The sequence below is a fragment of the Bradyrhizobium sp. USDA 4011 genome (assembly GCF_054063415.1).
Genome location: NZ_JBSSGG010000001.1, coordinates 5,640,033 through 5,666,720, shown reverse-complemented (window position 1 = coordinate 5,666,720; position 26,688 = coordinate 5,640,033). Strand labels below are relative to the sequence as shown.

At 64.7% G+C, this 26,688-nt stretch carries 28 protein-coding genes and 1 pseudogene; 8 read left to right on the top strand and 21 right to left on the bottom strand.

The features are described 5' to 3' along the window. Positions 1 to 62: 62 nt before the first annotated feature. Positions 63 to 533 carry a MarR family winged helix-turn-helix transcriptional regulator gene (locus tag ACVW1C_RS26665; RefSeq protein WP_456760942.1) on the top strand — a complete coding sequence of 157 codons (471 nt, stop codon included), beginning with the start codon at positions 63 to 65 and terminating at the stop codon, positions 531 to 533. Positions 534 to 605: 72 nt separating this feature from the next. On the opposite strand, the gene ACVW1C_RS26660 is transcribed toward ACVW1C_RS26665, so the two are convergent. From ACVW1C_RS26660 to ACVW1C_RS26610, 11 genes and pseudogenes are all read right to left on the bottom strand, one after another. Further along, complete coding sequence (locus tag ACVW1C_RS26660; protein WP_456760941.1) at positions 606 to 1,778, bottom strand: thiolase family protein; 1,173 nt, start codon at positions 1,776 to 1,778, stop codon at positions 606 to 608. 364 nt (positions 1,779 to 2,142) lie between these two features. Next, complete coding sequence (serA, locus tag ACVW1C_RS26655) at positions 2,143 to 3,732, bottom strand: phosphoglycerate dehydrogenase (RefSeq protein ID WP_456760940.1); 1,590 nt, start codon at positions 3,730 to 3,732, stop codon at positions 2,143 to 2,145. A 208-nt stretch (positions 3,733 to 3,940) separates the two neighbouring features. After that, positions 3,941 to 5,113, bottom strand: coding sequence for a phosphoserine transaminase (locus ACVW1C_RS26650; protein WP_456763180.1), 1,173 nt, complete (start codon positions 5,111 to 5,113; stop codon positions 3,941 to 3,943). A gap of 78 nt (positions 5,114 to 5,191) precedes the next feature. Beyond that, positions 5,192 to 5,404, bottom strand: a complete 213-nt coding sequence (locus ACVW1C_RS26645; RefSeq protein WP_456760939.1) for a hypothetical protein — start codon at positions 5,402 to 5,404, stop codon at positions 5,192 to 5,194. 163 nt (positions 5,405 to 5,567) lie between these two features. Then, positions 5,568 to 6,038: a GNAT family N-acetyltransferase gene (locus ACVW1C_RS26640; RefSeq protein WP_456760938.1), complete on the bottom strand. Its 471-nt coding sequence runs from the start codon at positions 6,036 to 6,038 to the stop codon at positions 5,568 to 5,570. An 18-nt stretch (positions 6,039 to 6,056) separates the two neighbouring features. Next, the gene (locus ACVW1C_RS26635) at positions 6,057 to 6,647 is read right to left on the bottom strand and encodes a glutathione S-transferase family protein (protein WP_456760937.1); all 591 of its coding nucleotides are present in this window, start codon (positions 6,645 to 6,647) and stop codon (positions 6,057 to 6,059) included. Positions 6,648 to 6,718: 71 nt separating this feature from the next. Beyond that, positions 6,719 to 7,570, bottom strand: coding sequence for an outer membrane protein (locus tag ACVW1C_RS26630; RefSeq protein ID WP_456760936.1), 852 nt, complete (start codon positions 7,568 to 7,570; stop codon positions 6,719 to 6,721). A 193-nt stretch (positions 7,571 to 7,763) separates the two neighbouring features. Continuing rightward, entirely contained in the window at positions 7,764 to 8,615 is an 852-nt protein-coding gene (locus tag ACVW1C_RS26625; RefSeq protein WP_456760935.1) for an outer membrane protein, read from the bottom strand. Between the two features lie 300 nt (positions 8,616 to 8,915). Beyond that, positions 8,916 to 9,098 (bottom strand): annotated as a pseudogene (locus tag ACVW1C_RS26620) (MFS transporter); the annotation flags it as partial. A 251-nt stretch (positions 9,099 to 9,349) separates the two neighbouring features. Beyond that, on the bottom strand, positions 9,350 to 10,696 hold the full coding sequence (glmM, locus tag ACVW1C_RS26615) for a phosphoglucosamine mutase (protein WP_456760934.1): 1,347 nt from the start codon (positions 10,694 to 10,696) through the stop codon (positions 9,350 to 9,352). Between the two features lie 217 nt (positions 10,697 to 10,913). Next, positions 10,914 to 11,087, bottom strand: a complete 174-nt coding sequence (locus tag ACVW1C_RS26610; RefSeq protein ID WP_456760933.1) for a hypothetical protein — start codon at positions 11,085 to 11,087, stop codon at positions 10,914 to 10,916. A 123-nt stretch (positions 11,088 to 11,210) separates the two neighbouring features. Here ACVW1C_RS26610 and ACVW1C_RS26605 point away from each other — a divergent pair, with 123 nt between their 5' ends. Then, positions 11,211 to 12,347 (top strand): alpha-hydroxy acid oxidase, encoded by a 1,137-nt coding sequence (locus ACVW1C_RS26605; RefSeq protein WP_456760932.1) that lies wholly within the window; start codon positions 11,211 to 11,213, stop codon positions 12,345 to 12,347. 174 nt (positions 12,348 to 12,521) lie between these two features. Here the strand turns inward: ACVW1C_RS26605 and ACVW1C_RS26600 are convergent, their stop codons facing one another. The 6 genes from ACVW1C_RS26600 to ACVW1C_RS26575 form a co-directional block, all read right to left on the bottom strand. After that, positions 12,522 to 13,130 carry a hypothetical protein gene (locus ACVW1C_RS26600; protein WP_456760931.1) on the bottom strand — a complete coding sequence of 203 codons (609 nt, stop codon included), beginning with the start codon at positions 13,128 to 13,130 and terminating at the stop codon, positions 12,522 to 12,524. A gap of 244 nt (positions 13,131 to 13,374) precedes the next feature. Continuing rightward, positions 13,375 to 13,950, bottom strand: coding sequence for a hypothetical protein (locus tag ACVW1C_RS26595; RefSeq protein WP_456763179.1), 576 nt, complete (start codon positions 13,948 to 13,950; stop codon positions 13,375 to 13,377). Between the two features lie 116 nt (positions 13,951 to 14,066). Then, on the bottom strand, positions 14,067 to 14,933 hold the full coding sequence (locus tag ACVW1C_RS26590) for a shikimate dehydrogenase (RefSeq protein WP_456760930.1): 867 nt from the start codon (positions 14,931 to 14,933) through the stop codon (positions 14,067 to 14,069). 31 nt (positions 14,934 to 14,964) lie between these two features. Then, complete coding sequence (locus ACVW1C_RS26585) at positions 14,965 to 15,618, bottom strand: YoaK family protein (RefSeq protein WP_456760929.1); 654 nt, start codon at positions 15,616 to 15,618, stop codon at positions 14,965 to 14,967. Positions 15,619 to 15,695: 77 nt separating this feature from the next. Continuing rightward, entirely contained in the window at positions 15,696 to 17,744 is a 2,049-nt protein-coding gene (locus ACVW1C_RS26580) for an elongation factor G (RefSeq protein WP_456760928.1), read from the bottom strand. A 170-nt stretch (positions 17,745 to 17,914) separates the two neighbouring features. After that, on the bottom strand, positions 17,915 to 18,829 hold the full coding sequence (locus tag ACVW1C_RS26575; RefSeq protein ID WP_456760927.1) for a LysR substrate-binding domain-containing protein: 915 nt from the start codon (positions 18,827 to 18,829) through the stop codon (positions 17,915 to 17,917). Between the two features lie 124 nt (positions 18,830 to 18,953). Here ACVW1C_RS26575 and ACVW1C_RS26570 point away from each other — a divergent pair, with 124 nt between their 5' ends. Next, positions 18,954 to 19,886 (top strand): alpha/beta fold hydrolase, encoded by a 933-nt coding sequence (locus tag ACVW1C_RS26570; RefSeq protein ID WP_456760926.1) that lies wholly within the window; start codon positions 18,954 to 18,956, stop codon positions 19,884 to 19,886. Here ACVW1C_RS26570 and ACVW1C_RS26565 read toward each other — a convergent pair. The 3 genes from ACVW1C_RS26565 to ACVW1C_RS26555 form a co-directional block, all read right to left on the bottom strand. Next, positions 19,883 to 20,365 carry a DUF992 domain-containing protein gene (locus ACVW1C_RS26565; RefSeq protein ID WP_456760925.1) on the bottom strand — a complete coding sequence of 161 codons (483 nt, stop codon included), beginning with the start codon at positions 20,363 to 20,365 and terminating at the stop codon, positions 19,883 to 19,885. The two genes, ACVW1C_RS26570 and ACVW1C_RS26565, sit on opposite strands and share 4 nt — an antisense overlap. A gap of 261 nt (positions 20,366 to 20,626) precedes the next feature. After that, entirely contained in the window at positions 20,627 to 21,151 is a 525-nt protein-coding gene (locus tag ACVW1C_RS26560; RefSeq protein WP_212316213.1) for a DUF992 domain-containing protein, read from the bottom strand. A gap of 252 nt (positions 21,152 to 21,403) precedes the next feature. Then, a complete protein-coding gene (locus ACVW1C_RS26555; protein WP_456760924.1) occupies positions 21,404 to 22,606 on the bottom strand; it encodes a pyridoxal phosphate-dependent aminotransferase in 1,203 nt (400 codons plus the stop codon). Positions 22,607 to 23,251: 645 nt separating this feature from the next. Here ACVW1C_RS26555 and ACVW1C_RS26550 point away from each other — a divergent pair. From ACVW1C_RS26550 to ACVW1C_RS26540, 3 genes are all read left to right on the top strand, one after another. After that, entirely contained in the window at positions 23,252 to 23,905 is a 654-nt protein-coding gene (locus tag ACVW1C_RS26550) for a glutathione S-transferase family protein (RefSeq protein ID WP_456760923.1), read from the top strand. Positions 23,906 to 24,085: 180 nt separating this feature from the next. After that, complete coding sequence (locus tag ACVW1C_RS26545) at positions 24,086 to 24,262, top strand: hypothetical protein (RefSeq protein ID WP_456760922.1); 177 nt, start codon at positions 24,086 to 24,088, stop codon at positions 24,260 to 24,262. A 61-nt stretch (positions 24,263 to 24,323) separates the two neighbouring features. Next, positions 24,324 to 24,488, top strand: coding sequence for a hypothetical protein (locus ACVW1C_RS26540; protein ID WP_456760921.1), 165 nt, complete (start codon positions 24,324 to 24,326; stop codon positions 24,486 to 24,488). Here the strand turns inward: ACVW1C_RS26540 and ACVW1C_RS26535 are convergent. Continuing rightward, entirely contained in the window at positions 24,485 to 24,838 is a 354-nt protein-coding gene (locus ACVW1C_RS26535) for a DMT family protein (protein ID WP_456760920.1), read from the bottom strand. The genes ACVW1C_RS26540 and ACVW1C_RS26535 overlap by 4 nt on opposite strands. A gap of 211 nt (positions 24,839 to 25,049) precedes the next feature. On the opposite strand from ACVW1C_RS26535, the gene ACVW1C_RS26530 reads away from it, so the two are divergent. Beyond that, a complete protein-coding gene (locus tag ACVW1C_RS26530; RefSeq protein WP_456760919.1) occupies positions 25,050 to 25,865 on the top strand; it encodes a PAS-domain containing protein in 816 nt (271 codons plus the stop codon). A 155-nt stretch (positions 25,866 to 26,020) separates the two neighbouring features. Then, a complete protein-coding gene (locus ACVW1C_RS26525; protein WP_456760918.1) occupies positions 26,021 to 26,482 on the top strand; it encodes an N-acetyltransferase family protein in 462 nt (153 codons plus the stop codon). Positions 26,483 to 26,688: the final 206 nt, after the last annotated feature.

Sequence of the window (26,688 nt, the reverse complement as noted above, 5' to 3'; positions counted from 1 at the left end):
CAAATATGTGCATATGCATCTCTTGCCATTAGGTGCATATGCATGTATCTGTCAAGCCTAGTTTGGAGGCAGCGATGGTGAAAACGGAATCCAGCCGGTGCAATCTCACGGCGTTGCGCAAGGCGACGCGGCGCGTGTCGCAGCTCTACGATCAGGTCCTGGCGAGATCCGGCCTGCGCGGCACGCAACGCGCCATTCTGGTCCACATCAGACGTTCGGGCGCGCCGACGATTGGCGAGCTGGCCGCTGCGCTGGTGCTCGACCGCACCGCGCTCAACCACAACCTCAAGCCGCTGGAGCGCGACGGCCTTTTGACCATCACCGTCGACAAGAATGACCGGCGTAGCCGCTTGGTTCGGCTGACCAATCGCGGCGAAGACCGGCTTGACGAGTCGCAGGCCGCTTGGCGTGAGGCGCAGGAACGCTTCGAGACCGCCTTTGGCACGAAACAGGCGGCCGATCTGAGGCAGACGCTCGAACTGATTTCCACGCTCGAGTTCGGCGAACGCGCGGCGGATTTGCCGGCAACATAACCGGCTTCAAACGGACGTGGCCCGGCGTTACCGCCGGGCCACTCGTTCTGACACGATCAGGATCGATCGCGCTTAGCTGTAGATCTCGAACAGGCCTGCGCCGCCCTGACCACCGCCGATGCACATGGTCACGACGCCCCACTTGGCCTTCCGGCGACGGCCTTCCTGCAGCAGGTGGCCGGTGAGCCGAGCGCCGGTCATGCCGAAGGGATGGCCGATCGCGATCGAGCCGCCGTTGACGTTGTACTTCTCGGGATCGATGCCGAGCTGGTCGCGCGAATAGAGGCACTGGCTGGCGAAGGCCTCGTTGAGCTCCCAGAGATCGATGTCGTCGATCTTGAGGCCGTGGCGCTTGAGCAGCTTCGGCACGGCGAACACCGGACCGATGCCCATCTCGTCGGGCTCGCAGCCGGCCGAGGCCCAGGCGACGAAGCGCCCCATCGGGTTGAGGCCGCGCTTCTCGGCATCCTTGGCTTCCATCAGCACCACCGCGGCGGCGCCGTCGGACAGCTGGCTGGCATTGCCGGCGGTGACATACTTGCCGGGGCCCTTGACCGGTTCGAGCTTGGCAAGGCCTTCCAGCGTGGTCTCGGGACGGTTGCACTCGTCGCGATCGACCACATAGTCGACGATCGACTCGGCCTTGGTCGCCTTGTCGACCACCTTCATCTTGGTCTTCATCGGGACGATTTCGTCCTTGAACTTGTTGGCCTGCTGCGCGGCCGCCATGCGGCGCTGCGACTCCAGCGAATACTCGTCCTGGTATTCACGGCTGACCTTGTAGCGCTCGGCGACGATGTCGGCGGTGTCGATCATCGCCATGAAGATGTCGGGCGCGGTCTTGAGCAGGTCGGGATCGATCGATTCCTTCGGCGAGCCGCCGCCGGGAATCGAGATGCTCTCGACGCCGCCGGCGACGATGCAATCGGAGCCGTCGGAACGGATCGAGTTCGCAGCCATCGCGATGGTCTGCAGGCCCGACGAACAGAAGCGGTTCACCGAGACACCGGCGGTCGACTTCGGCAGGCCGGCGAGCAGCGCCGCCTGGCGGCCGATATTCGGCGCGCCATGCGCGCAATTGCCGAGATAGCAATCCTCGACATAGTCCTTGTCGACGCCGGCGCGCTCGACCGCGTGCTTGATGGCATGCCCGGCCAGCGACATCGGCGGGGTGATGTTGAATCCGCCACGGCCGGACTTCGCCAGGCCGGTGCGCGCATAGGAAACGATTACGGCTTCACGCATTGTTTTCTCCCTCTGAGATCGCCGGATAGTGGCGCGTCTTGACGCCTTCGTACACATATTTTGGGCGCTGCAACAGGAATACCAGACGCCCCGGAACGGCAAATGCCGCCTCCGGGGCCGGAGACGGCGTCATGTTCCGCAGATCGGAATTTGGGTGTGCTTGAACGAGATCCGGTGGTGACCAAGAGTTCGCTTTACCCCCTCTCCCGCTTGCGGGGGAGGGCTGGGGTGGGGGTATTTCCGCAATCAAGAGTCTTCGTGAGGAGAGAGCCCCCACCCGGATCGCATCTATCGGTGCGATCCGACCTCCCCCGCAAGCGGGAGAGGTGAAGCGAGTGTGCGGACAAACCGCCGATCGCAAAAACTAGAACGTCAGCGCCTTGGCCTGCTTCACCTGCGGCAGCTCCTGCACCTTGGCGAGCAGGTCCGCCGGCACCGCACCGTCGACCTCGACCAGCGCGATGGCGTCGCCGCCCTGCTTGACGCGGCCGAGATGGAAGGTCGCGATGTTGATCTTGGCATCGCCGAGCAGGCTCGCGAACGCGCCGATGAAGCCCGGCTTGTCCTCGTTGGTGACGTAGATCATCGACTTGCCGAACTCGGCGTCGACGCGGATGCCCTTGATGTCGACAAGGCGCGGTTTGCCGTCGGCATAGACGGTGCCGGACACCGAACGCTCCTGGCGCTCGGTGGTGACGGTGACCGTGATCAGGCTTTCATAGTCGCTCTGCGCGGCGCGGACGACCTCGTCCACCACCATGCCGCGCTCCTTGGCGACGACAGGCGCCGAAACCACGTTGACCTCGCCCAGCATCGGCCGCAGCAGGCCGGATAGCACCGCCGAGGTGATCGCCTTGATCTTCATCTCGGCGACGTGGCCTTCATAGGTGATCGTGGTCTTGAGGATGCCGCTCTCGGTGAGCTGGCCGGCGAACGAGCCGAGCTTCTCGGCGAGCTCGATGAACGGCTTCAGCTTCGGCGCCTCTTCCGCCGTGATCGATGGGAAGTTGACCGCGTTCGAGATCGCGCCCGACAGCAGATAGTCCGACATCTGCTCGGCAACCTGCAACGCGACGTTCTCCTGCGCCTCGGTGGTGGAGGCGCCGAGATGCGGGGTGCAGATCACGTTGGGATGGCCGAACAGCACGTTCGACGTCGCCGGCTCCTCGACGAACACGTCGAAGGCGGCGCCCGCGACATGCTTGGAATTCAGCGCATCGACCAGCGCCTGCTCATCGACCAGGCCGCCGCGCGCGCAGTTGATGATGCGCACGCCCTTCTTCATCTTGGCGATCGCGGCCGCGTCGATGACGTTGCGGGTCTTCTCGGTCAGCGGCGTGTGCAGCGTGATGAAATCGGCGCGCTTCAAGAGATCGTCGAGCTCGACCTTCTCGACGCCGATGTCCTTGGCGCGCTCCGGCGACAGGAACGGATCGAACGCGATCACCTTCATGCGCAGGCCGAGCGCGCGATCGGCGACGATCGAGCCGATATTGCCGCAGCCGATCACCCCGAGCGTCTTGGCGGTGATCTCGACGCCCATGAAGCGGTTCTTCTCCCACTTGCCGGCCTGGGTCGAAGCGTCGGCCTGCGGGATCTCGCGTGCCAGCGCCAGCATCAAGGTGATGGCATGCTCGGCGGTCGTGATCGAATTGCCGAACGGCGTGTTCATCACGATGATGCCCTTGGCGGTGGCGGCCGGAATCTCGACATTGTCGACGCCGATGCCGGCGCGGCCGATCACCTTCAGCTTCGTCGCCTTCTCGATGATCTTGGCGGTCGCCTTGGTGGCCGAGCGAATCGCAAGGCCATCATAGTTGCCGATGATCTCGGCGAGCTTGTCCTTGTCCTTGCCGAGGTTGGGCTGGAAGTCGACCTCGATGCCGCGATCCTTGAAGATCTGCACGGCGGCGGGAGACAGCGCGTCGGAAATCAGAACCTTGGGTTTTGTCATGTGACTGTTCCTCTGCCCTGCAGCGGGCGGGTCTCTTGGACCAATGTGGTGACGTCTCTGATCACTTCTCCCTTTCCCCGTTCTTGCGGGGAGAGGATTGGGGTGAGGGCAGCCACGGGCGAGGAATAAGCCGAGAAGGCCCCTCACCCGGATCGCTGCGCAATCCGACCTCTCCCCGTAAGAACGGGGAGAGGTGACAGGAGAAAGCTTAGGCCGCCTTGGGCAGCGCTGCCTTGGTTTCGGCGAAGGCCCAATCGATCCACTGCGTCAGCAACTCGACGTCCTTAGCTTCGACGGTGGCGCCGCACCAGATCCGCAGGCCGGCCGGCGCATCGCGGTAGTACGCGAAGTCGAAGCCGGCGTTCTCCTTCTCGACCAGCGCGACAAGCTTCTTGCAGAAGTCGGCCTGGGCGTCTGATGGAAGCGAGGTGATCGCGGGATCGGTGAACTTCAGGCACACCGAGGTGTTGGAGCGGATCGCGGGATCCCTGGCCAGGAAGTCGATCCAGGGCGTCCGCGCCTTCCAGTCGGCGAGCGCCTTGGTGTTGGCATCGGCGCGCGCGATCAGCGCCTTCAGGCCGCCGATCGACTTCGCCCAGTTCAGCGCGTCGAGATAATCCTCGACGCAGAGCATCGACGGCGTGTTGATGGTCTCGCCTTCGAAGATGCCCTGATTGAGCTTGCCGCCCTTGGTGAGGCGGAAGATCTTCGGCAGCGGCCAGGCCGGCTTGTAGGTCTCGAGCCGTTCCACCGCACGCGGCGACAGGATCAGCATGCCGTGTGCCGCCTCGCCGCCGAGCGCCTTCTGCCAGGAGAAGGTGACGACGTCGAGCTTGGCGAAATCGAGCGGCTGCGCGAAGGCGGCCGAGGTCGCGTCGCAAATCGTGAGGCCTTCACGGGTTGCGCTGATCCAGTCGGCGTTCGGCACGCGCACGCCGGAGGTGGTGCCGTTCCAGGTGAAGACGACGTCGGACGCGGGATCGACCTTGGCGAGATCGGGGATTTCACCGTAAGCCGCGTTCAGCTTGGTGATGTCCTTCAGCTTCAATTCCTTGACGATGTCGCTGACCCAGCCCTCGCCGAAGGATTCCCAGGCGAGCGTGGTGACGGGCCGCGCGCCGAGCAGCGACCACAGCGCCATCTCGACCGCGCCGGTGTCCGACGCCGGCACGATGCCGATCTTGTAGTCCGCAGGCACCTCAAGCACTTCGCGCGTCAGTTCGATCGCGAGCTTGAGCTTGGCCTTGCCGACCCTCGCACGATGCGAGCGGCCGAGGGCGGCGTCCTTGAGATTGTTGGGGTTCCAGCCGGGGCGCTTGGCGCAGGGGCCGGAGGAGAAATGCGGCACATTGGGCCGCGAAGCGGGCTTCGCTGCAGTCATCATCTACCCTTCCAGATAGCTGCCTCTCGGTGGGGAGAGGTTTCCCGCCGTCGGCAATAGTGGAAGGGCACCAAAACGTCAAGGAAGTTCCGACTTTTCCGGGATAGTCGGGAGATCACGGCTGATTGATGGAGCGTCCTCGACCTGCTGCATCGACTCCTGATCGAGCAAATCTGCCGCGAGAGTCATGATCTTAACTGCCCTGCGCCGGCTCGATATTCTCAAAATGCTGTTATCGCCGGCCTGCACGATGTACTCGTTGCCGACCCGCACGATCGAATAATTCGACATCCAAATCCCCAGTTGCCCGCCGCCCCGTGGGTGACGCCCGGCATACCGGACTCGTTCCGACCGGTAAATTCACGGAGACCGGCTTAGTTTATTGGCTGTTAACCGGATCGCGCAGCAGCGGCTACCGCAGGCATTGCCGTGTGTGCGGCACAACTCGCGCAGGTCAGAAGCGGAGCGTCATGCCGACATGGCTGCGCGCGAATCCGAGCCGCTCATAGAAGCGCTGCGCATCGACGCGCGTGTGATGCGTCAGCAACTCTACGAGCATGCAGCCTTGCGCACGCGCTTCCGCGACCGCCCACTGCACGAGCTGCTCACCGATGCCGCGGCTGCGGCAGTGTGTTGCGACGCGGACGTCCTCGAGCAGGCCGCGCGAAGAGCCCTGCGAGCTGATACCCGGAAGCACCGCAAGCTGCAGGCAGCCGACGACGGCGCCGTCCCCGTCGACGGCGACGACAAGCTGCAGGTTGGGATCGCGCTCGACCCGCGCGAAGCCGTCGTAATAGCTCTGTGGCAGCGGATCCTCGATCCGCTCGCGCGCACTGCCGAGCGGATCGTCCGCCAGCATGCCGACGATGGCGGCGACATCCTCGCGGCGAGCGCGGCGGATCGTGATCGATGAAGCTTCACGCATGGCGAGGTTTACCCGAGATCAGCCGACCGGCGGCAGAGCGAGCACATGCTCCGCGTCGGCGATCCAGCGGCGGGTCATGGGATAGCGCGCGAGCGCGAGGCCGCCATCCTCCGCCATGCGCGTATAAGCGAGCAGCGAGACGTCGGCGAGCGAGAACGCATCGCCGACCAGGAATTGCGCGCCGGCAAGATGCCGCTCCAGATGATCGAGCGCCAGATAGCCGCGCTTGATGAGGTTCGGATCGATCTCCGACACCGCCTTGCCGAGATACACGGCCTGAAAGCGGCAGACGGCGACATAGGGCTCGTGGCTGTTCTGCTCCCAGAACATCCAGGCATCCATCTGCGCCGCGCGATAGGGATCGCCGGGGATCAAATCGCTGCCGCGCGCGAGGTAGCGGATGATGGCGTTGGATTGCGCGAGCGTGCGGCCGTCATCCAGCTCGACCGTCGGCACCTGACCCCAACCGTTCAGCTTGAGGAATTCCGCTGTCCGGCTGCCGCCCTTCATGGTGTCGATCTCGACCCATGTGTACGGCAGCGCCAGTTTGTCGCACACCCATTTCACCTTCAGGCAATTGCCCGAATTGGCGTCGCCGTAGATTTTCATCTGAGGTCGCTCCGCTTGCGGAGCAACATCCGATCAGCCGCAGTTTGCGGTGTCAAGCGACGCAGCGCGCATCAGAACTTGTAGCCGATGGCGGCACGTACGCTGTTCTGCGTGACCGACGTGTTCTTGACCGGGCTGAACTTGACGTATTCCCACTCGCCGCGCACGAAAACACAATTCCACAGCATGTATTCCAGGCCGAGACCAGCGGTCCAGCCGGCAACGTAGGCGTCCGTCTTCGCATCTGTCGCGGTTTGCGAAAACTGCGGCAGTGCAAAGGTGGTCGAACTTCCGTCAGCAAAGTTGATCGTTCGGTTCACGGAGCTTGTGACCGTGCGCGAAACATCCATTCGGCCGACCGCGAGGCCGCCAAAGACGTAAGGCAGAAAGTCACCGGTTGCCCAACCTGCGCGGCCGCGGAATGTCATCTCGTCCTTGAGCTTCAGCGAAGCGCTTCCATTCAACGTCACGCCGTCGGCGGCAGACGCGCCGGCTGGGAGGACCAAGGTTGGTTGAGCGACTTGGATCGGACCCAGACTTCCGGAGGTCGTCGTCGTCAGGCCGGACCAATAGGTATAGTTTGCTTCGACACCCACCACGACGTCGTCAAATTGATAGTTGCGTCCGACAAACGCTCCGAAACCCGAGCTTTGCGCATTGACCCGACCCAGCAGATTGAACTGGGACGTCGGCCCCTGCAGCGTGGTGTTGCGGAAGATGGAATTGGTCAGGGAAGCAACGCTGCCCCCGAAGTCGGTGTTGATCCATGTTTGGCCGACCTGACCGCCGGCATACCAGCCGTCCCAGTTTCTGGTTGGCGCGCTGGAAGCGGGAAGACTGCCGCGCAGGAAATCGGGCATGTCGGCCGCCTGTGCGCCGGTCACCGCCCCGAACATCATCGCCGCCAGCAAGAACCTACGCATTGCAACGCTCCATCCCACTCACCGAATGCGCGTTGATCATCGCCTGTTAACCTTAACCAATCGTTGTCGCCGACGGCTTTCGAGCACGCAAGTTGCAGAAAGCGCGCGACGTGACACGGCAAAGCAAAACGGCGCGGGATGATCCCGCGCCGTTTCAATCGTTAGCCGTGAAGGCTCGAAATTAACCCTCAAATTAGCCCTTGCGGATCAGCGGGGGCGGCGGCGGCGGGGGCAGCACGTCGCAGCAGGGCAAGGCGAAGCGGACGCCGAGCTTCACATCCTGCGAGGTCATGTCGCGGTACTGGAAGGTCGAGGGACCGGTCGGCGTGCCGTCGAAGAAGTGACCCTGGCCGTGGCCGGCGGTGCCCATGTCGAGGTAGCGATAGGCCAGTTCAACCGTGAAGTTGTTGGTGACCTTGTAGGCGACACCGGCATGCAGCGCCCAGGCGAAGTTGGTCTTGGTGGCCCCGTCGGCGACGAAGGAGCTGGTCAGGCCGGACCCACTCGGGAACGTGGCGACGTCGGAGAAGGCCGAGGTCTTGATCGTCGCGGCACCGACACCGGCGCCGATGAACGGGGTCAAGCAACCCCAGGTGCCGAGATCGGCGTAGACGTTCACGAGGCCGACCCAGCTCTGGACCCCGCCATGATAGGTGTCGCCCAGCGAGCTCGGCCCGGGGAACGTGAAGAAGTCGGTGCCGTTGAAGCTCACCTTCGAGCGATATTCACCGGTGATATCGGCGCGGAACCAGCTGTTGAACTGATAGCCGACGCCGACGCCGAACAGCATGCCGCTGTCGAAGCCGGTGCCGAACTGACTGAACGCGGTGCCGGGCGGCAGCGTGTCGTAGCCATTGGCATGCAGCTTGGCCTGGGTGTTGGTCATGCCGATGTCGCCGCGCAGATACCAGCCGCCGAAATCCTGGACCGGCGGAGGAGCATACGCCATCGGGGGCGGCGGCATGATCGGCATGTCGGCAGCGAACGCCACCGAGGACAGCAGGGATGCCGCGCCTGCGGCAATCAGGGTCGTTACGCTACGCATTGGCTTCGTCCTTTTGGGCCAGTGAGGCGACACGAAAGCCCCACGTCTGAAACTCACGGGCCGGACGATGCCAGCAAATGTTTAAGCGGCACTTAACCCTAATTTTTAAGGTTGATTTTCTCTCACCTTTTGCTGCGGCTGGTGCTTATGGGTCCATAAACGCGTGCGTGCGGCGGCGAAAGATGGCGATCTCGCCACAGGTGCTAATGAAGCGTTGATGCAGGCGCAGGGTTTGCCGCGCACGCAGGCCCTGAGTGTTAGCGAGTGCTTAATGCGGAGCGGCGCCCTCGCCGCGGACGTTCAGCGAACGGCCTTCGGCATCTTCGGCAGGAACACCGCGAGCAGGCCGATCGCCGGCAGGAATGCGCACAGCTGATAGACGAAGGCGATCGAGGTGTGGTCCGCGAGCTTGCCAAGCACCGCGGCGCCGAGACCGCCAATTCCGAAGGCGACGCCGAAGATCATGCCGAAGCGAAACTGCACCGTGCCGTACGACGCGGCGGTAGGGCAAACCAGTTGCATTAGCTAATGGCAGCGATGCGCTGTGGAGTTCTCATCGACGACCCGTCATCCTGAGGAGCGGCCGGTTGGCCGCGTCTCGAAGGATGAATCGGGCACCGGCCGGGCCATGCATCCTTCGAGACGCGCGCAAGGGCGCGTTCCTCCAGCGACAAAGGCGAAGCCTTTGCGCGGGGATGACGGGACCGGCAGATGCGAGATTGGAATCAGCAGCCCTAAGCCGCCGCGGCGTGGCCGAGCGCGCTGACGATGTTGTCGACGACCTCTTCCACCAGGATGCGATCGTCACCCTCGCCCATCACGCGGATCACCGGCTCGGTGCCGGAGGGACGGATCAACAGGCGGCCATGGCCGTTGAGGCGATTCTCGCCGTCGGTGATCGCGGACTTGACCTCGGCGTCGTCGAGCGGCTTGCCGCTGCGATAGCGCACGTTCTTCAGGATTTGCGGCAATGGGTCAAAGCGCCGGCAGATCTCCGACACAGGACGGCGCAACTTCTGCACCACGGCCAGCACCTGCAGCGCAGCGACGAAGCCGTCGCCGGTGGTCGAATAGTCCGACATGATGATATGGCCGGACGGCTCGCCGCCGAGATTGTAGCCGCCGCTTAGCATCTGCTCGAGCACGTAGCGGTCGCCGACCGGCGTGCGCACCATCGAAATCCCTTGGCCCTGCAGGAAGCGCTCCAGTCCGAGATTGGACATCACGGTCGTGACGATGCCGGGCTTGGCGAGGCGCCCCTCTTCCTTCCAGCTCTGCGCGATCACCGCGAGCAGCTGGTCGCCGTCGACGATGTGGCCGCGCTCGTCGACCAGGATGACGCGATCGGCGTCGCCATCGAGCGCGATGCCGATGTCGGCGCGCATCTCGCGCACCTTCCGCGACAGCGCTTCCGGCGAGGTCGAGCCGCATTCCTTGTTGATGTTGAAGCCGTCGGGTTCGACCCCGATCGGCACCACATCGGCGCCGAGTTCCCACAGCGCTTCCGGCACCACCTTGTAGGCGGCGCCGTTGGCGCAATCGACCACGACGCGCAGGCCATCGAGCGAGAGGTCGCGCGGCAGGGTGCGCTTGGCGAATTCGATGTAGCGGTCGTGGACGCCGTCGATGCGGCGGGCGCGGCCGAGGCTCGCGCTCTGCGCCAGGCGGCGGTCGAGCGATTCGTCGAGCAGCTGCTCAATCTGCTTCTCGACGTCGTCGGAGAGCTTGAAGCCCTGCGGGCCGAACAGCTTGATGCCGTTGTCCTCGAAGAGATTGTGCGACGCCGAGATCATGACGCCGAGATCGGCGCGCATCGACTTGGTCAGCATCGCGATCGCCGGCGTCGGCATCGGGCCGACCAGCAGCACGTCCATGCCGACCGAGGTGAAGCCTGCGACCATGGCGTATTCGATCATGTAGCCGGACAGCCGCGTGTCCTTGCCGATCACGACACGATGGCGATGGTCGCCACGCTGAAACACCAACCCTGCGGCCTGCCCCACCTTGAGCGCGAGCTCCGGCGTGATCAGCCCATTGGCGCGGCCCCGAATTCCATCGGTCCCGAAATATTTACGGCTCATGATACCCCCAACACGGACCTCTCGAACCACCCGGCGAGAGAGTCCCGAACGCCTACCAGTGTAGCGTGCATCGGCCTTATAGACTGCCAGGCGCTAAAATGACTTCAAAAAATATGATGAATCATTACCACGGCCGAACCGCGTTTTTCGGCATTAAGGTGCTGAAAAATATAACATTATGGCCCTTCAGGCAATCCCCGGCAACGGGCGCCGTCCCCTACGTCTTGCCGCCTCGCTTGACGTGCTGGTCGCCCTTGCTGGGGGCCGGCTGGGTGACATTGACGGGGTCGGAACCGGGAAACGTCTCCTCCAGGCCCTCTTCCAGGGCCTCGTCGAGCCGGCGCTTTTCGGCATTCTCGTCTGGCTTCGGCTTGGAGCCTGATTGCGTCATCGTGCTCTCCCATCCGTCTTCAGATTTGGCGGGCCATCTAACCATGCTAGATGACTGCAAGACCGAACATCCGCAAGACATCTGCATCGAACTTGCGACCGAGAAGAAGGGCCGGGAACGTCCATGAAGCACATTACCTGCATCGAAGATCTGCGCCAGCTGCACAAGCGCCGGGTGCCGAAGGCGTTTTTCGATTATGCGGACCGCGGCTCCTACACCGAGGACACGCTGCGCGCCAACTCCGAGGACCTGCAGCAGATCAAATTCCGCCAGCGCATCCTGGTCGATGTGTCCAAGCGCAGCCTGGCGACCACGATCCTCGGCGAGCCCTCGGCGATGCCGCTGATCCTGGCGCCGGTCGGCCTGCTCGGCATGCAGCATGGCGACGGCGAGATCTACGCCTGCCGCGCGGCGCAAGCGGCCGGCATCCCGTTCACCCAGAGCACGATGTCGATCTGCTCGATCGAGGACATCGCGGCCGCCGTCGACAAGCCGTTTTGGTTCCAGCTCTACGTCATGAAGGACCGCGGCTTCATCAAGTCGCTGATCGAGCGCGCGATCGCGGCGAAATGCTCGGCGCTGGTATTGACCGTCGACCTGCAGGTGATCGGCCAGCGCCACCAGGACATCAAGAACGGCATGACGGTGCCGCCGGAATGGTCGCTGTCGAAGCTCTTGGACTTCGCGAGCAAGCCGTCGTGGGTCGCCGGCGTGCTGCGCGGCAAGCGCCGCAGCTTCGGCAACATCGTCGGTCACGTCAAAGGCACCGAGAATCTGACCAAGTTGTCGGAATGGACCGCCTCGCAGTTCGACACCTCGCTGAGCTGGAAGGACATCGACTGGATCCGCAGCATCTGGCCGGGCAAGCTGATCCTTAAAGGGATTCTCGATGTCGAGGACGCCGAGCTCGCCGCCAAGACCGGCGCGCAGGCGATCGTTGTCTCCAACCATGGCGGCCGCCAGCTCGACGGCGCGCCGTCCTCGATCGAGGTGCTGCCGGAGATCGTCGACGAGGTCGGCTCGAAGCTCGAAATCATGTTCGACGGCGGCATCCGCACCGGCATGGACATCATGCGCGCGCTCGCGCTCGGCGCGAAGTCCTGCATGATCGGCCGCGCCTATGCCTACGGCCTCGGCGCCGGCGGCCAGGAGGGCGTCGCCAAGGCGCTCGACATCCTCGGCAAGGAGCTCACCACCACGATGGGGCTGTGCGGCGTCAACACCATCGCCGAGATCGACGACAAGGTGCTGGCGGTTTAGCGCGGCTACACACTCCCCATCGTCCCGGGCAAGCGAAGCGCGACCCGGGATCCATAACCACAGCGGTGCAAGATTTGGCACGGCTGTGGCCACAACACTGTTCAACAATGATGATCGGTGGTTATGGGTCGCGGCTTTCGCCGGGACGACGTGTTGAAAGAGCTTCGCTTCGCGTCACATCGGCGGTGCGATTCCGTCGCGGCCGACATTGACGCGGTTGGCTTCCAGCGTGCCGTCGTCCTTCTTCACCGCGCCGAAGATGATGATCTTGGCGCCCGGCTTCAGCTCCGACTTGTCGCCGGAGACGAAGGTGACGACCGGGGTTCCCGGCGGCACCACGACCTTCTTCTCACCGTCCTTGTATTTCACCGTGATGTTCTGGCCGTCGGTGCCCTCCACCGTCTCGGCGACGGTGGCGTTGGTCATGGTCGAGGTGGCACGCAGGTCCCAGGGACGAAAACCTTCGGCCGCGCCGCGCTGGTTTTCCGGGAAGATGTGCACGGCGATCGCCTTCTGCGTTCCGTCAGGCTCGGGCATCGCGGTGACGCCGATATAGGAACCGGCCTTGATCTCCGACAGATCGGTCTTGGCGACGCCGAATACCGCGACGGTGTCGGTCGTGCGTACCTTCATGTCGTCGCCGCCGCGCGACTTGATCGACAGCATCGCGCCATCGACGGCCTCGATGGTGCCGCGGATGCGCACCGTCGGCGGCTGCTGTGCGGATGCGGCCGAAGCGAAGGCAACGAGAAGCAATGCGGCGAACAGCGTCGATTTCGGCATGGTGTCCCTCATGGGTTTGGCTGGCGAATCAGGGAACACCGGGGGGTTGCAGGTATTCCGTGCGGCTACCTCCCCTTCGCGGGAAGGCGACACGCACGACAACTACGGACCGGATGAGGATGCCGTTACTGCGATAACGGACAGGTGATGCGTTTGAATGTTCTCCTGTGGCTCGCCCGAGCTACGCAATCTTCGTCGTCCTGGCGTTCGCCGGGACGACGTGCGGAGAGAGATTCGCTGCGCCTCACATCGGCGGCGTCAGGCCGTCGCGGCCGACGCTGACGCGGTCGGTCTCAAACGAGCCGTCGGGCAACTGCTTCATGAAGGCGATCACCTTGGCGCCGGCTTTCAGATCCACCTTGTCGCCAGGAATATAGGTCACGACAGGCGTGTCGGACGTGACCTGCACCTTCTCGCCGTCCTTGTACTTGACCAGCGATGTATGACCGTCATTGCCGACGACGGATTCAGCGACGGTGGCGTTGGTCATGCTGCTGTTCGGCTTCAGATCATACGGCCGCGAACCCTCGCCGGTGCCGCGCATGTTTTCGGGGAAGACATGCACCTCGACCGCCTTCGGCACGCCGTCGGGCCCCGGCACCGTGGTCGTACCGATGAAGGAACCGACCTTGATGTCGGACAGCGCGATCTTGGTGAGGCCAAGCACCACCATATGGCCCGCCATGTGCAGCTTGACGTCCTCGCCGCTGCGCGACTTCACCGCCAGCGCATCGCCAACGACGCTCTCGACGGTTCCACGCACCCGCGTCGGCGTCGGCGGCCGCTGGGCAAGCGCGTAGAGCGTGGATGCCGTCACCATCGCAAGCGCAATGAACGGACGAATGACATGGGAACGGCTGGCAGGCATGGTGATCTCCGGGAGGGAACGCGGGGGGGCCAACACGAGACCCCGTTCCGGAGACGCTATTCCAGGCCTCAAGTCTTTGTGAGATCGGCCTCGACAAGCGCACGCAGTTCCGGCGTGACGTGCGGGCGCTGGCCGAACCACAGCTCGAAACCCCGCACGGCCTGATGCAGCAGCATGCCGAGCCCGTCGGCGGTCTTCAGCCCCCGCGCCGCTGCCGCGGCAAGCATCGGCGTCACCAGCGGTACATAGACAAGATCGGAAACAACAGCGCTCTGCGGCAACAACCCGACATCGATCTCGAGCGCGGGTTGGCCATGCATGCCGAGCGACGTCGTGTTCACGAGCAGGCCCGCGCGCGGCAGCAGCTCACCGACCGTGTCCCACGTCGCAGGATGAACGCGCGCGCCGAACTGATCGGCCAACGCGCGTGCGCGGTCGATGGTGCGGTTGACCAGATGCACGCGCGCAATCCCGCGCTCGATCAGGCCGAACACCACCGCACGCGCCGCGCCGCCGGCGCCGAGCACCAGCGCGTCCTCCGTGTTGTCCCAGCCCGGCGCGCAGGCGTCGAGATTGTTGATGAAGCCTTCGACATCGGTGTTGGTCGAGCGCAACTCGCCGTCGGCGAACCACAAGGTATTGGCGGCGCCGACGGCGCGGGCGCGATCGTCCGGTGTCGACAGCGCCAGAGCGCGCTCCTTGTGCGGAAGGGTGACGTTGGCGCCGACGAAGCCGCGCAGCGACAAACGGAACAGGAAATCCTTGAAATCCTCCGGCGGCACCGCCTCGATCACATAGCCGCCCTCGATGCCGAGCGTGCGCAGCCAGTAGTGATGGATCAACGGCGAGCGGGAATGCGCCGCCGGCCAGCCGATCAGGCACGCGGCGCGGGTTTTGCCTTGGATATTGCTTTGGGCGTTGCCTTGGGATGTCATGGCCGTGACATCGGCCAAGGCAGGCGCACTGTCAATCCGTCCGCTTCGCGGTTGCGGCAACCAGCGCGCTGAGGGCGAACGCGGTGGCCGCGCCAAACCAGATCGCGGCGAGGTTGATCCAGCGGTAGGCGAGTGCGCCGGCAAGCGCGCCGGCGACCATAGCCGCCCATAGCAGCAAATTGGGCAGCCAGGCCCAGCCTGCACCGCCGGTCAGCGCGGCGGCGATCAGCTGGCCGGCCTTCACCAGCGCCCCGGTGACATAGGTGAGGCCAAGCCCGGCCCCGCCTTCGAGCTGGAACACGGCGTTCTCGAGCCCCATCGCCAGCACGATGGCCGCAACCGCGGTGTTCGGCAGGCCGTAGGCGGAAGCCACGGCTGCAGCCGTCAACAGCAGCGCCTCGGCGAGCAGGATCAGCGGCTGGCGATACGCGAAGCGGCCGAGCACGACCAGGCTGCCGGCCGCGGCGCCGGCGACGAACAGCGCGATCAGTTTCAGCGCATCCAGAGCGTGCTGCCAATGGCCCTCGGCCAGCGTCACGCCAAGCCGCGTCGAATTGCCGCTCATGAAGGACACGAACAGCCCGCCGAGATGCAGATAGCCGATGCCGTCGACATAGCCGGCCAGCGCGCTGAGCACGCAGGCCAGCGCCAGGTTACGGCGAGATTCAAGTCGTTGCGCCCCCATCAGGGACGCAAGTTAGCTGCCTCAGCCCATCCTGCCAACGATCACGCCCGCGCGGGGCGTGATCGCGGGGGCCGGCCTCACGCCGCGTCGCGATGCGCGGCGATGATCTGGTCGGCGGCGCGGCCCGTCACCTCGGCCATGCGGTCGAACTGGCGGGTGAACGTGCCGGCGCCGGCAGTGGCCGAACGCAGCTCGACGATGAGATCGCCGATCTCGGCTTCCGGCATCGTGGCACGGACGCAGTCCCAGCCGCTCCAGCCCTCGCGGGTGTCGAAGCCGAGGATCTGGCCGCGGCGCGCCGACAGGATCGCGTTGATCTTGGCGGTGGCATCGGTCGGACAGACGATCTCGACCAGATGGATCGGCTCCAGCAGCACCGGCTGGCACTGCGGCAATGCCTCGCTGACGCCGACCCGCGCCGCGGTGCGGAATGCAAGGTCGGAGGAGTCAACGCTGTGATAGGACCCGTCGGTCAGCGTGACGTCGACGTCGATCACGGGGAAGCCGAGCGGGCCGCGCGCGAGCGCGTCGACCACCCCTTCCTCCACCGCGCCGATATAGTTGCGCGGCACCGCGCCGCCGACCACCTTCTCGTGGAATTCGAAGCCGCTTCCGCGCGGCTTCGGCTTGATGTCGAGCACGACATCGCCGAACTGGCCGTGGCCGCCGGACTGCTTCTTGTGCCGGCCGCGCTGGGTGACCGCCTTGCGGATGGTTTCCTGATAGCCGATCGCCGGTGGATGCGATTTGACGTTGACACCGTAGCGGTCCTTCAGCCGCTCCTGCGCGACGCGCAGATGCATCTCGCCCTGTCCCCACAGCACGGTGTCGTGGGTGCGCGGGTTCTGGATCATCGTCAGCGACGGATCCTCTTCGTTCAGCCGCAGCAGCGCCTGGCCGAGCTTGACGTCGTCCTTGCGGTCGGTCGCTGCGATTGAGATCGACAGCACCGCCGCGGCGGGCTCGACCTTGACCAGCGAGGCCGGGGCGGTCTTGCCGCTCGAGACCGTATCGCCGGTCTTGATCGCATCGAGCTTGCCGAGCGCGACCGCGTCGCCGGCTTCGGCCTGCGGCCGCTTGCTGTCATGTATGCCCGAGACCGCGAGGATGCCGGAGACGCGTCCGCTTTCGCCGCTTGAGGATTGCAGCGTCGCGCCGTCGTCGAGCCGGCCTGCGAGCACGCGCGCCAGCGACAGCTTGCCGCCGTGCTGCAGATGCACGGTCTTGAACACATAGGCCAGCGCATCCTTCTGGTCCTTGACGCCGAGCCGGCTGGCGGTCTCAGTGACGCCGGGCGCCTCGTGACGCAACGCCTTCATCAGGCGGAGCACGCCGTTCTCGCGGCTCGCCGCACCAAGCAGCACCGGACAGATCAGCCCTTCGCGCAGTTCGCGCGCGAGATCGTCGAACACCGCATCGCGCGGCGGCTGGATATCCTCCAGCAATTGCTCCATCAGCGCATCGTCGTGATCGGCGAGCTTCTCCAGCATCGAGAAGCGCGCTTCCTTCTCGCGATCGAGATTGCCGCCGTCCAGCGCCATCACCTCCGACGGCTTGTGCTCGCGATAGACGAAGGCGCGCTCGAGCGCGAGATCGACGAAGCCTTCGATCAGATCGCCGTTCCAGATCGGGATCTGGCGCAGCACCAGCGGCACGCGCGACGCCGGCTGCAGCGTCGCAAGCGTCTCGCGGACGCGCTTGTTGGCACGGTCGATCTTGTTCAGGAACAGAAAACGGGGAATTCCGAGCTCCTCGAGCTCACGCAGAATGATCTGCAGCTGCGGCAGCTTCTTCTCGTCAGCTTCGCAGACCACGACCGCAGCATCGACCGCCGGCAACGCGGCACGCATGTCGTGCGCGAACTCGATCGAGCCGGGGCAATCGATAAAGGTGTAGCTGTCTCCCATGAAGGTGGTGGCGGCGGCGGTCAGGCTTACGCCCATCTTGTGTTGGCGCGCCTCGGGGTTGGCATCGCCGACGGAGGTTCCGGCATCGACGCTGCCGGCTGCCTTGATGGCGCCCGTACGCGCCAGAATCGCTTCCAGAAGTGTGGTTTTACCGCTTTGGAAAGGGCCCACCAGCGCGATGCACCGTGGACCTCGGGGACTTCTGACGTCTTGTCCCATTGCCGCCTCCTCGTGTTGGAGCTCGGCCCATGATTGGGTCGGCGACCGTTTATGGTCTGCCTGCGTTTGGCGTTTGGCAAGCGGGAAAACGTCGCTGCGGTGCGGCGTCGCGGAAGTTTGCGATGGCGGAGCTGCGCGCCGCCATTCGCCGGACGATTGCGTCCGATGCGTCAGTTCCTTGGCGCAAGTGCCGGCGCAATCTCGCGCCAGCGCGTCGCAAGACCGAGCAGGCGCTGTACGGCAGGCGACACGTCTTCGTCGCGCCACGCAATCGTAAGCGGAGCCGTCACCGCCGGCGCGGCAAGCCGCACATAGGTCACGCCGCGACCGGTCTGTGCGCGCGCCGCACCTTCCGGAACGAGGGACACGCCGACACCGGCGGCGATCAGGCCGATCGCGGTTTGCAGATGCAGAACTTCCTGCGCGAGCCGCGGCGTAAAGCCGGCGGCCTGGCATGCCGCGACGATCAAGCCGGTGACCGAAGGCTCCGGCTGCGCTGGATAGAGCACGAAGGCATCGTCGGACAGTTCGGCGAGCGCAATGTCGCCTCGCGCCGCGAGGGGATGCACGCGCGGCAGCGCCGCGACATAGGGCTCATCGAGGATCAGGCGCTGCGCGAGACCCGCTTCGGGCAACAGCGCCGGGCGAGCGAAGCCGACGTCGATCCGGCGCCGCCGCAATGCCTCGGCAATCTCCGCCGCCAGCATCTCGTCGAGCACGAGCTCGACGTCGGGACAGGCGTCGCGATAGGCGCCGATGATATCGGGCAGGCCGGCAAACATGGCGGAGCCGATGAATCCGATTGCGAGCTTGCCGGCCTGGCCGCGCCCGACGCGCCGGGTGTCGGCAACCGCGCTCTCGAAACTTGCGAGCAGCGCGCGAGCGCGCGCCAGAAACAGCTCGCCGGCCTCGGTGAGCCTGACAGGACGGCTATTCCGCTGCAGCAGCGTCACGCCGAGCTCGTCCTCGAGCTGACGGATCTGCTGGCTCAGCGGTGGCTGCGCGATGTGCAGCCGCTCCGCCGCGCGGGTGAAATTCAATTCCTCGCCGAGCGCCACGAAATATCTGAGGTGTCGCAATTCCATGCCGGCGATATAGCACGGCGGCCGGCGCCGGCAGCCATACGCAATAGCTCTGCTACCGTATCGAACGGGTATTAGACCGGACGCGCGAACGCGGACAGCCTGCGGCAAACCACAGGAGGTCGCCATGACGGCACTGGAGAAAGCCTTCGCTGACGCAGCCGCGGCCGGCATCACGCAACAGCAGATCGACATCGGCGGCCTATCCGTCAACGTCGCGCGTTTCGGCAAGGGGCCGCCGCTGCTCCTGCTCCACGGCTGGCCGGAGTTCTGGCTGGTGTGGCGCCCGTTGATGCTGCGCCTCGGCGACAGTTTTGAGCTGATCGCGCCGGACCTGCGCGGCTGTGGCGACACCGGCAAGCCGGTGCCGGGACCTGACGCGTCCGCCACGGCCGATCGACATGCGCAGGATATGTTCGCGCTCATGGACGCGCTCGGTCATATCAGCTTCGGCGTGATCGGCGGCGATCTCGGCGCCTATGTCATGCAGGCGATGTCGCATCGCGAGCCGCGGCGGCTGACCGGCACGCTCTATCTCTGCACGCCCTATCCGGGCCTCGGCCAACGCTACGGCGAGTCCGGCCACCTGATCGAGGTCTGGTATCAATATTTCCAGCAGCTGCCATGGGCCGCGCAACTGGTCGGGAGCTCGCGCGAGTCATGCCGGCTCTACTTTCGCCATTTCCTCGACCATTGGTCGGGCGACAATCCCGCGGTATTTGGCGACCTGCTCGACGCCTATGTCGATAACTTCATGAAGCCGGGCAACATCCAGGGTGGCTTCGACTGGTATCTCTCGTCCGCGTCCAACCGCCGGCTCTGGCTGGAAGGCAAACTGCCAGCACAGCCGCGCATCGAAATCCCGTCGCGTTTTCTCTGGGGCCGCCGTGACCCGCTGATCTCGCCGGAATGGTCGGACCGGCTGGGGGACTACTGGAGCGAACCTTCGATCAGCTTCGTCGACACCGGGCATTATGTTCACGCCGAGGCGCCCGGGATCGTTGCCGAAGAAGCGCGCGGCTTCTTCGGCCGATTGCGGACCGGTGCACGCGCGCTTTAGCGTCCCGGACGCAGCTCCAGGCTCTCGAGGCCGGCGGCGATGTTGACGCCGACCTGGCCCTGCACGCTGAGCGGCTGCAGCGCGATCGTGTTGTCGGAGCCGCCGACCAGCACATTGCCGCCGACGCCGACGCCGAGCGTCGCGCTGCCTTGCGCGCCGGCGTAATTGCCGGAGAGCGCACCCGGCCCGAGCCGCTCCACCGGTGCGTAGACGCCCCAGGCCAGCGCCGATTCCTGGGTGAGGCCGAGATCGATGCCGACCTTCTGGATAGTCGCGATGTAGCGATCCTCAGGCAAGCCGTTGGCGCGCAGCACGCAACCGAGATGGGTCACGGAGCCGACGATGAAGCCGACGCTCGCGCCACCGCGGCATTCCAGGACGCCGACCTGCACGCGCTGGCTCGGCTGTTGGGCGTTGGCGCCAACGATTGCGGTCAGCGTGGCGATGGCGGCACCGGCAAGGACAGTGAAGCGACGCATGTTGGAGAGTCTCCGGCTGAGGGGCATGACGCGAGCTGAGAGCAGAACGGCGCCGTGTCTGTGGCGCCTTTCGCATCCTATGCCATAGCATCGATTGCGCAGCCAGAATTTGCGGTGCTCGGCCACCAATTGTTGCAGGATGTGGCGCTATTGCTATCCCCCGCGCCCCCTGCAGAAGCTGTCACGCAACAGACAGCAAACGACAGACGGCAAAAAAAGAGGCCCGCTTTCGCGGGCCTCCTTGATCGAACACCGACCGACTTAGTGGTGGTGATGATGACGGTGGTGGCGATGATGCCGGCGCGGACCAGCGGTGCGGACCGGCTCGAGATCGATCCCGGCGATGCCGGCCGCAACGTTGAGGCCGGTCTGGCCCTGCACGCTGATCGGCTGCAGCGCATAGGCGTTGTTCGGGCCGCCGAACAGGAAGTTACCGCCGGCACCGAGGCCTACCGACGCATTGACGCCGACGCCGCCGTAGCTGCCGGCAAGCGCACCGCGCGGAAGCTGCGTGGTCGGCGCGCTGACGGCCCAGGCAAGCTGGGTCGTCGCGGTGACGCCGAGGTCGACGCCGATCCGCTTCACGGTCGCAACATAGGGCTCGGGACGGCGGCCGCCGCTCTGGAACACGCACTCGAGGCGGGCAACAGAGCCGACGACGAAGCCGACATTCTCGCCGCCCTGGCATTGCAGTACCCCGGCCTGAACCTGCTGAGGTGCCGCGTTGGCGGTGGCGAACGGCGCCAGCAACGCAAGCGCTGCAAGGGTGAGAGTCGAAAGTCGCATTGGTCTGTCTCCGCAAGGTGAACTGAATTTGCGCGGCGGACAGAATGCAAGGGTCGTGTCCAAAACAAGGCAGTTCGCAAAGAGGCCGTAAAAACTTCCCGCGTGTGGCATCGATGTTCGCGCACACACGCGTGAGATGAGCACGTTGTGATTTGACTCCGCGATTTTACCGGCACGCGACGTCACTGCACAAACAGAAACGCTCCCGCACCAGGTGCGGGAGCGTTTCTTGGCTTCCCAGTTCAGAACCGATTACCGCAGATTACCGCAGAAGCGCTGGATGCGCTTGCAGGCATCCTCGAGATCCGAGGTCTTGGTGGCGTAGGAGATGCGGAACGCGGGTCCGAGGCCGAACGCCGACCCCTGCACGACCGCGACGCCTTCGCTCTCGAGCAGCTCGGTGACGAACGCCTCGTCGTTGTCGATCACCTTGCCCGAGGGCGCCTTCTTGCCGATCGTGCCGGCGCAGGACGGATAGACGTAGAACGCGCCTTCCGGCCGCGGGCACTCGATGCCGTTCGCCTGGTTGAGCATCGACACCACGAGGTCGCGGCGTTCCTTGAACACCTTGTTGTTCGCGGCGATGAAGTCCTGCGGACCATTGAGCGCCTCGACCGACGCCCACTGCGCGATCGACGACGGGTTCGAGGTCGACTGCGACTGGATCGTCGCCATTGCCTTGATCAGCTGCGCCGGGCCGCCGGCATAGCCGATGCGCCAGCCGGTCATGCAGTAGGCCTTCGACACGCCGTTCACGGTCAGCGTGCGATCGTAAAGGCGCGGCTCGACCTGCGCCGCGGTGGTGAAGACGAAGTCGTCATAGACGAGGTGCTCGTACATGTCGTCAGTCATCACCCAGACATGCGGATGCCTGACCAGCACGTCGGTGATCGCCTTGAGCTCGCTCCTGGTATAGGCCGAGCCGGTCGGGTTCGACGGCGAGCACAGGATCACCCACTTGGTCTTCGGCGTAATCGCCTTCTCGAGATCTTCCGGGCGCAGCTTGAAGCCGGTCGAGGCCGGGCAAACCACCGGCACCGACTCGCCGCCGGCGAGCGCGACCATCTCGGGATAGCTGACCCAATACGGCGCCGGGATGATCACCTCGTCGCCCGGATTGATGGTCGCCATCAGCGCATTGTAGAGCACCTGCTTGCCGCCGGTGCCGACGATGATCTGGTTCGGCTTGTAGCTCAGGCCGTTCTCGCGCGAGAACTTGTTGATGATGGCTTCCTTGAGCTCCGGAATGCCGCCGACATCGGTGTACTTGGTCTTGCCGGCCTCGATCGCGTGGATCGCAGCCAGCTTGATGTTGGCAGGCGTGTCGAAGTCAGGCTCGCCGGCGCCGAGGCCGATGACGTTGCGGCCCGCGGCTTTCAGCGCGCGTGCTTTGTCCGTGACCGCGATCGTCGCGGACGGCTTCACACGGTCGAGCGCAGCGGACAGGAAGGCCATTATCATCTCCTGGCAAACGTCGTGAGCCGTTGGGCCACGACTTGATTTGAATGGGATCGCGGCACCCTAGGCCTGTCGCCGCTGCATCGCAAGAAGCTTGGCGGTAAAGCACGAAAACTTTCCTGCATGGCTCGCAACATGCGCAATATTCCGCAAGTTCCGGCCCCGAATGACTCATATCCGGCAAGTCCGCTGATGGCCGCTCCAGCCTTGCCGGCAAGGCCTGCGGCCGCGTGCGCCGGCGCGGATTGCTCCGAGGACAATTGCCATGCGGTGCTTGCCTGATGGCGCCGACGGCAGACAGTCCGTCGCAGCCCCGGTGGGCACATCGCGCGATAGGGACGGCGCGTTAACGTTTGTGAATTGCCGCGCACCGGCCAAGGTATCAACCACGGCATCGATGCCACCGACCGGCACCGTGCACAGCGTCGCGCAGCCGTGATCCGAGTTGTTCTGCCGTGTTGATGGAATCATTCCGCACGCGTGCAGTGCGGTAGACGTTTCGACTTTTTCCACGTTTCAGGGCTTGCGACGCACCGCTGTCGGCATCATTGTTTAGCGGCATTGCGGTGTGACAGGCCGCGCAATTTTCAAGCGTACCGTCTCCTTGCAGCCCGACTTCCTGATCGAGTGAACCCCGACGCAATGTACAAGCTCTATTCGATGCGCCGCTCCGGCAACAGCTACAAGGTCCGGCTCGCGCTTGCGGTGCTGAACACGCCATACGAGGCGATCGAAATCGACATCCTGCGCGGCGAGAGCCGCACCCCGGACTTCCTGGCCAAGAATCCGAGCGGCCAGGTGCCGTTGCTCGAGGTTGCCGAAGGCCGCTATCTCGCCGAGTCCAACGCCATCCTCTGGTACGTCGCGATCGGCACGCCGCTGGCGCCGGAGTCGCGGATCGAGCGCGCCGAGGCGCTGCAATGGATGTTCTTCGAGCAGCACGCGCTGGAGCCGAATATCGGCGCCGCCTATTTCTGGCTGTCGCTGGTCAAAGGCGGCCGCGACCTGCAGACGCATGCGCTGGAGGACTGGATGGAGCGCGGCTATGCGGCGCTGCAGGTGATGGAAAATCACCTCAAGGGGCACGCCTATTTCGCGGCCGAGCAGTTCACGGTCGCCGACATCGCGCTCTACGGCTACACCCACGTCGCCGACCGCTGCGACTTCGACCTGACGACCTTCCCGTCGATCCGCGCCTGGCTGAAACGGGTTGAGCAGACCCCCGGATTTGTCTCGATGGACTGGCAGCCTGGTCCCGAGGCGGAGCCTCAGGCCCGCCTGGTGGCAGGCCTCTGAACAGCTGGCCCTGAATTGCGGGAACAGCGGGGAAATCGCCTAAATTGCGGGCAAAACTCCCTTTGACGCCGCATTTCGGCCATTTTGATAGAACCCCGCCGCCGTAATCTTGCCTGTGACAGTGGGCAGATTTGCTCGGATGTCGCGAGTGATTCGCTCGCGGCCTGAGGGATTTAGACCATGAAACGGTGGTCCGGCACGGCAGGCTTCCATGGCCGCCCTGTCCCAGTGGCATCATCCCGCCTGACCAACGCGATCGCCGCGTCGCTCGCGCTTGGCGCACTGACGCTGTGCCTCGTCGTCGCCGTGACGCTGCTGGCGAGCAACATCGGCATGGCGACATCGATCCCGGCGTAATCCAGCAATTTCCATTTGGCACCTGATCCGCGGCAAGGCGCGGGAGAGACAGCGGCGCGACATGATGAAGACCCCCGTCGGACTTGTGACCGTGACGCTGTCGGCGGCGATCCTGCTCGCGGCCTCGCTCCTGATCGTGACGGGCACGCAGGGCGAAGACCGCGCGCACCCGGCGCACGTCACGGCGCCTGCCGCCAAACCGGCTCCGCACCCGCAAGCGCGCTAGCTCCATTTGTGGAAGATAAAGAACGCGCCGGTGGCGATGAAGGCAAATCCGAGCACGTGATTCCAGCCCAGCGGCTCTTTCAGATACAACACCGAGAAGCCGGCGAACACGACCAGCGTGATCACCTCCTGCATGGTCTTGAGCTGCGCCGCGCTATAGACCTCGCTGCCCCAGCGATTGGCCGGCACCGCCAGCCAGTATTCGAAGAAGGCGATGCCCCAGCTCACCATGATGACAAGGGGGAGCGAATGATCCTTGAACTTGAGATGGCCGTACCAGGCGAAGGTCATGAAGACGTTCGAGGCAAACAGCATCAGGATCGGCAGCAGCGAAGGCGAAATGGCGGGCATCGATGTCCTCTTGCAAGCAAAGCACGCGGTAACCCGCAGGCCCGGAACCGGGTTCCATGCCGATCTGCATATCATTTGATTTGAAAGCAGCGAAAGCTGGTTCGGCCGGCGCAAGGCCCGCTTAACGGTCGGGACCGAAATGCCGGCGCCGTTGCGGCACTGTCGTCAAACTGCGGCTTTATCGTGTGTTCGACAGACAACGAGAACGCGCATGCGGTTCGACTGGCGTGGAATTTCAGGTCCGGCGCTGACGGCGATCACGGCGCTTGCCGCCTTCCTGATCGATCGTCTCGTCGTCGCGGTCCCCAATCCCGCGCCGCTATTCGTCTGCATCGTTGCGCTGGCGAGCTCGATCAGCGGCATCAGCTCCGGACTGGTCTCCGCCGCGATCGCGGTGGCCGGCTCGGCGCTGTTCTTCCTCGATCATCGCGCGCTGCCCGGCTACGACGCCGCCGACGTCGCGCGGATGTTGATGCTGGCCGCGACCGCGGCCGGCACCGCCCTGATCACCGGAATGCTGCGGCAGAAATGGATCGACGCCTTTGCAGCGGACCAGCAGCATCACGCCACCTCGGCGCGGCTCGCCGCCGCGCTCGACCAGGTCGACATCGGCATCGTGCTGCTCGACGCCGACACCCGCGCCGAATTCATCAACCGCGCCTTCCGGGAATATTTCGCGCTCTCAGACGCGCAGGCCGACAGCAAGCCGCCGTTCGTCGCGCTGATGTATCATGGCCGCGACACCGGCGCCTACGAATTGCCGGAAGACGAGCTGAGCGCGTTCATCGCCGAGCGCATCGCGATGATGCGATCAGGCGATTCCACGCCGATCAACCTCAATCTCGCCGACGGCCAGGTGCTGCGCTTCAGCTGCACGGCGCTGCCGGACGGCGGCCGCATGCTGAGCTATACGCCGGTGACCGACCTCGTGCGGCACACCGACGATCCGGCCAGGGCCGACGAATATCGCGCGCAGCGCGCCGGGCGCGAACGCCATCTGGCGCGGCTGCTGCGCGCCGCCGAATGAGGCGCGACAGCGTCGGCAATTGATCCCGCGCGATAGCGACTCCTGTTGAGCATGATCTTTTCGGAAAACCGCTTCACACTTTTCCGGATCATGCTTTAAAACGTCGCGAGCGATGCGCAGGCATCGTGCAACGCGGGATCATCCAAGGTTCGCTTATGTCCGACGACGTCACCATCCGCTTCGTCACGCGCGACGATTACGCCCAGTGGCTTCCGCTGTGGGACGGCTACAACGCCTTCTATGAACGGTCCGGACCGACCGCGCTCGCGCCCGAGATCACCGCGATGACGTGGCAGCGCTTCTTCGATGCCTACGAGCCGGTGCATGCGCTGGTCGCCGACGCCGGCGGCACGCTGCTCGGGCTGACGCACTATCTGTTTCACCGCTCGACCACGGCGATCGCGCCCATCTGCTATCTGCAGGATCTCTTCACCAGCCAGGCCGCGCGCGGCAAGGGCGTCGGCCGCGCCTTGATCAACGGCGTCTACGCGCAGGCGAAGCTCGCGGGTTCTCCGCGCGTCTACTGGCAGACCCATGAGACCAACCACACCGCGATGCAGCTATATGACAAGGTCGCGGACAAGCCCGGCTTCGTCATCTATCGCAAGATCGTCTGAGCGCGCCTGCGCGGCCTGTGGATGGAATGGAGATGTCACCGGCGCGTTACAAAGCCCGGCTAGGCTTCCGCTTGCGTAAGATCAGGCCCCCCGTCTCAGATCTTCGCCCCCGAGCGGTCCCCGTCAGTCGCCGCGTCTGACCGGGACCGCTTTTTTTGTGACATTGCCGTCCGTGATAGGTGCCATGCGTGATCGGCGGTAGGGCG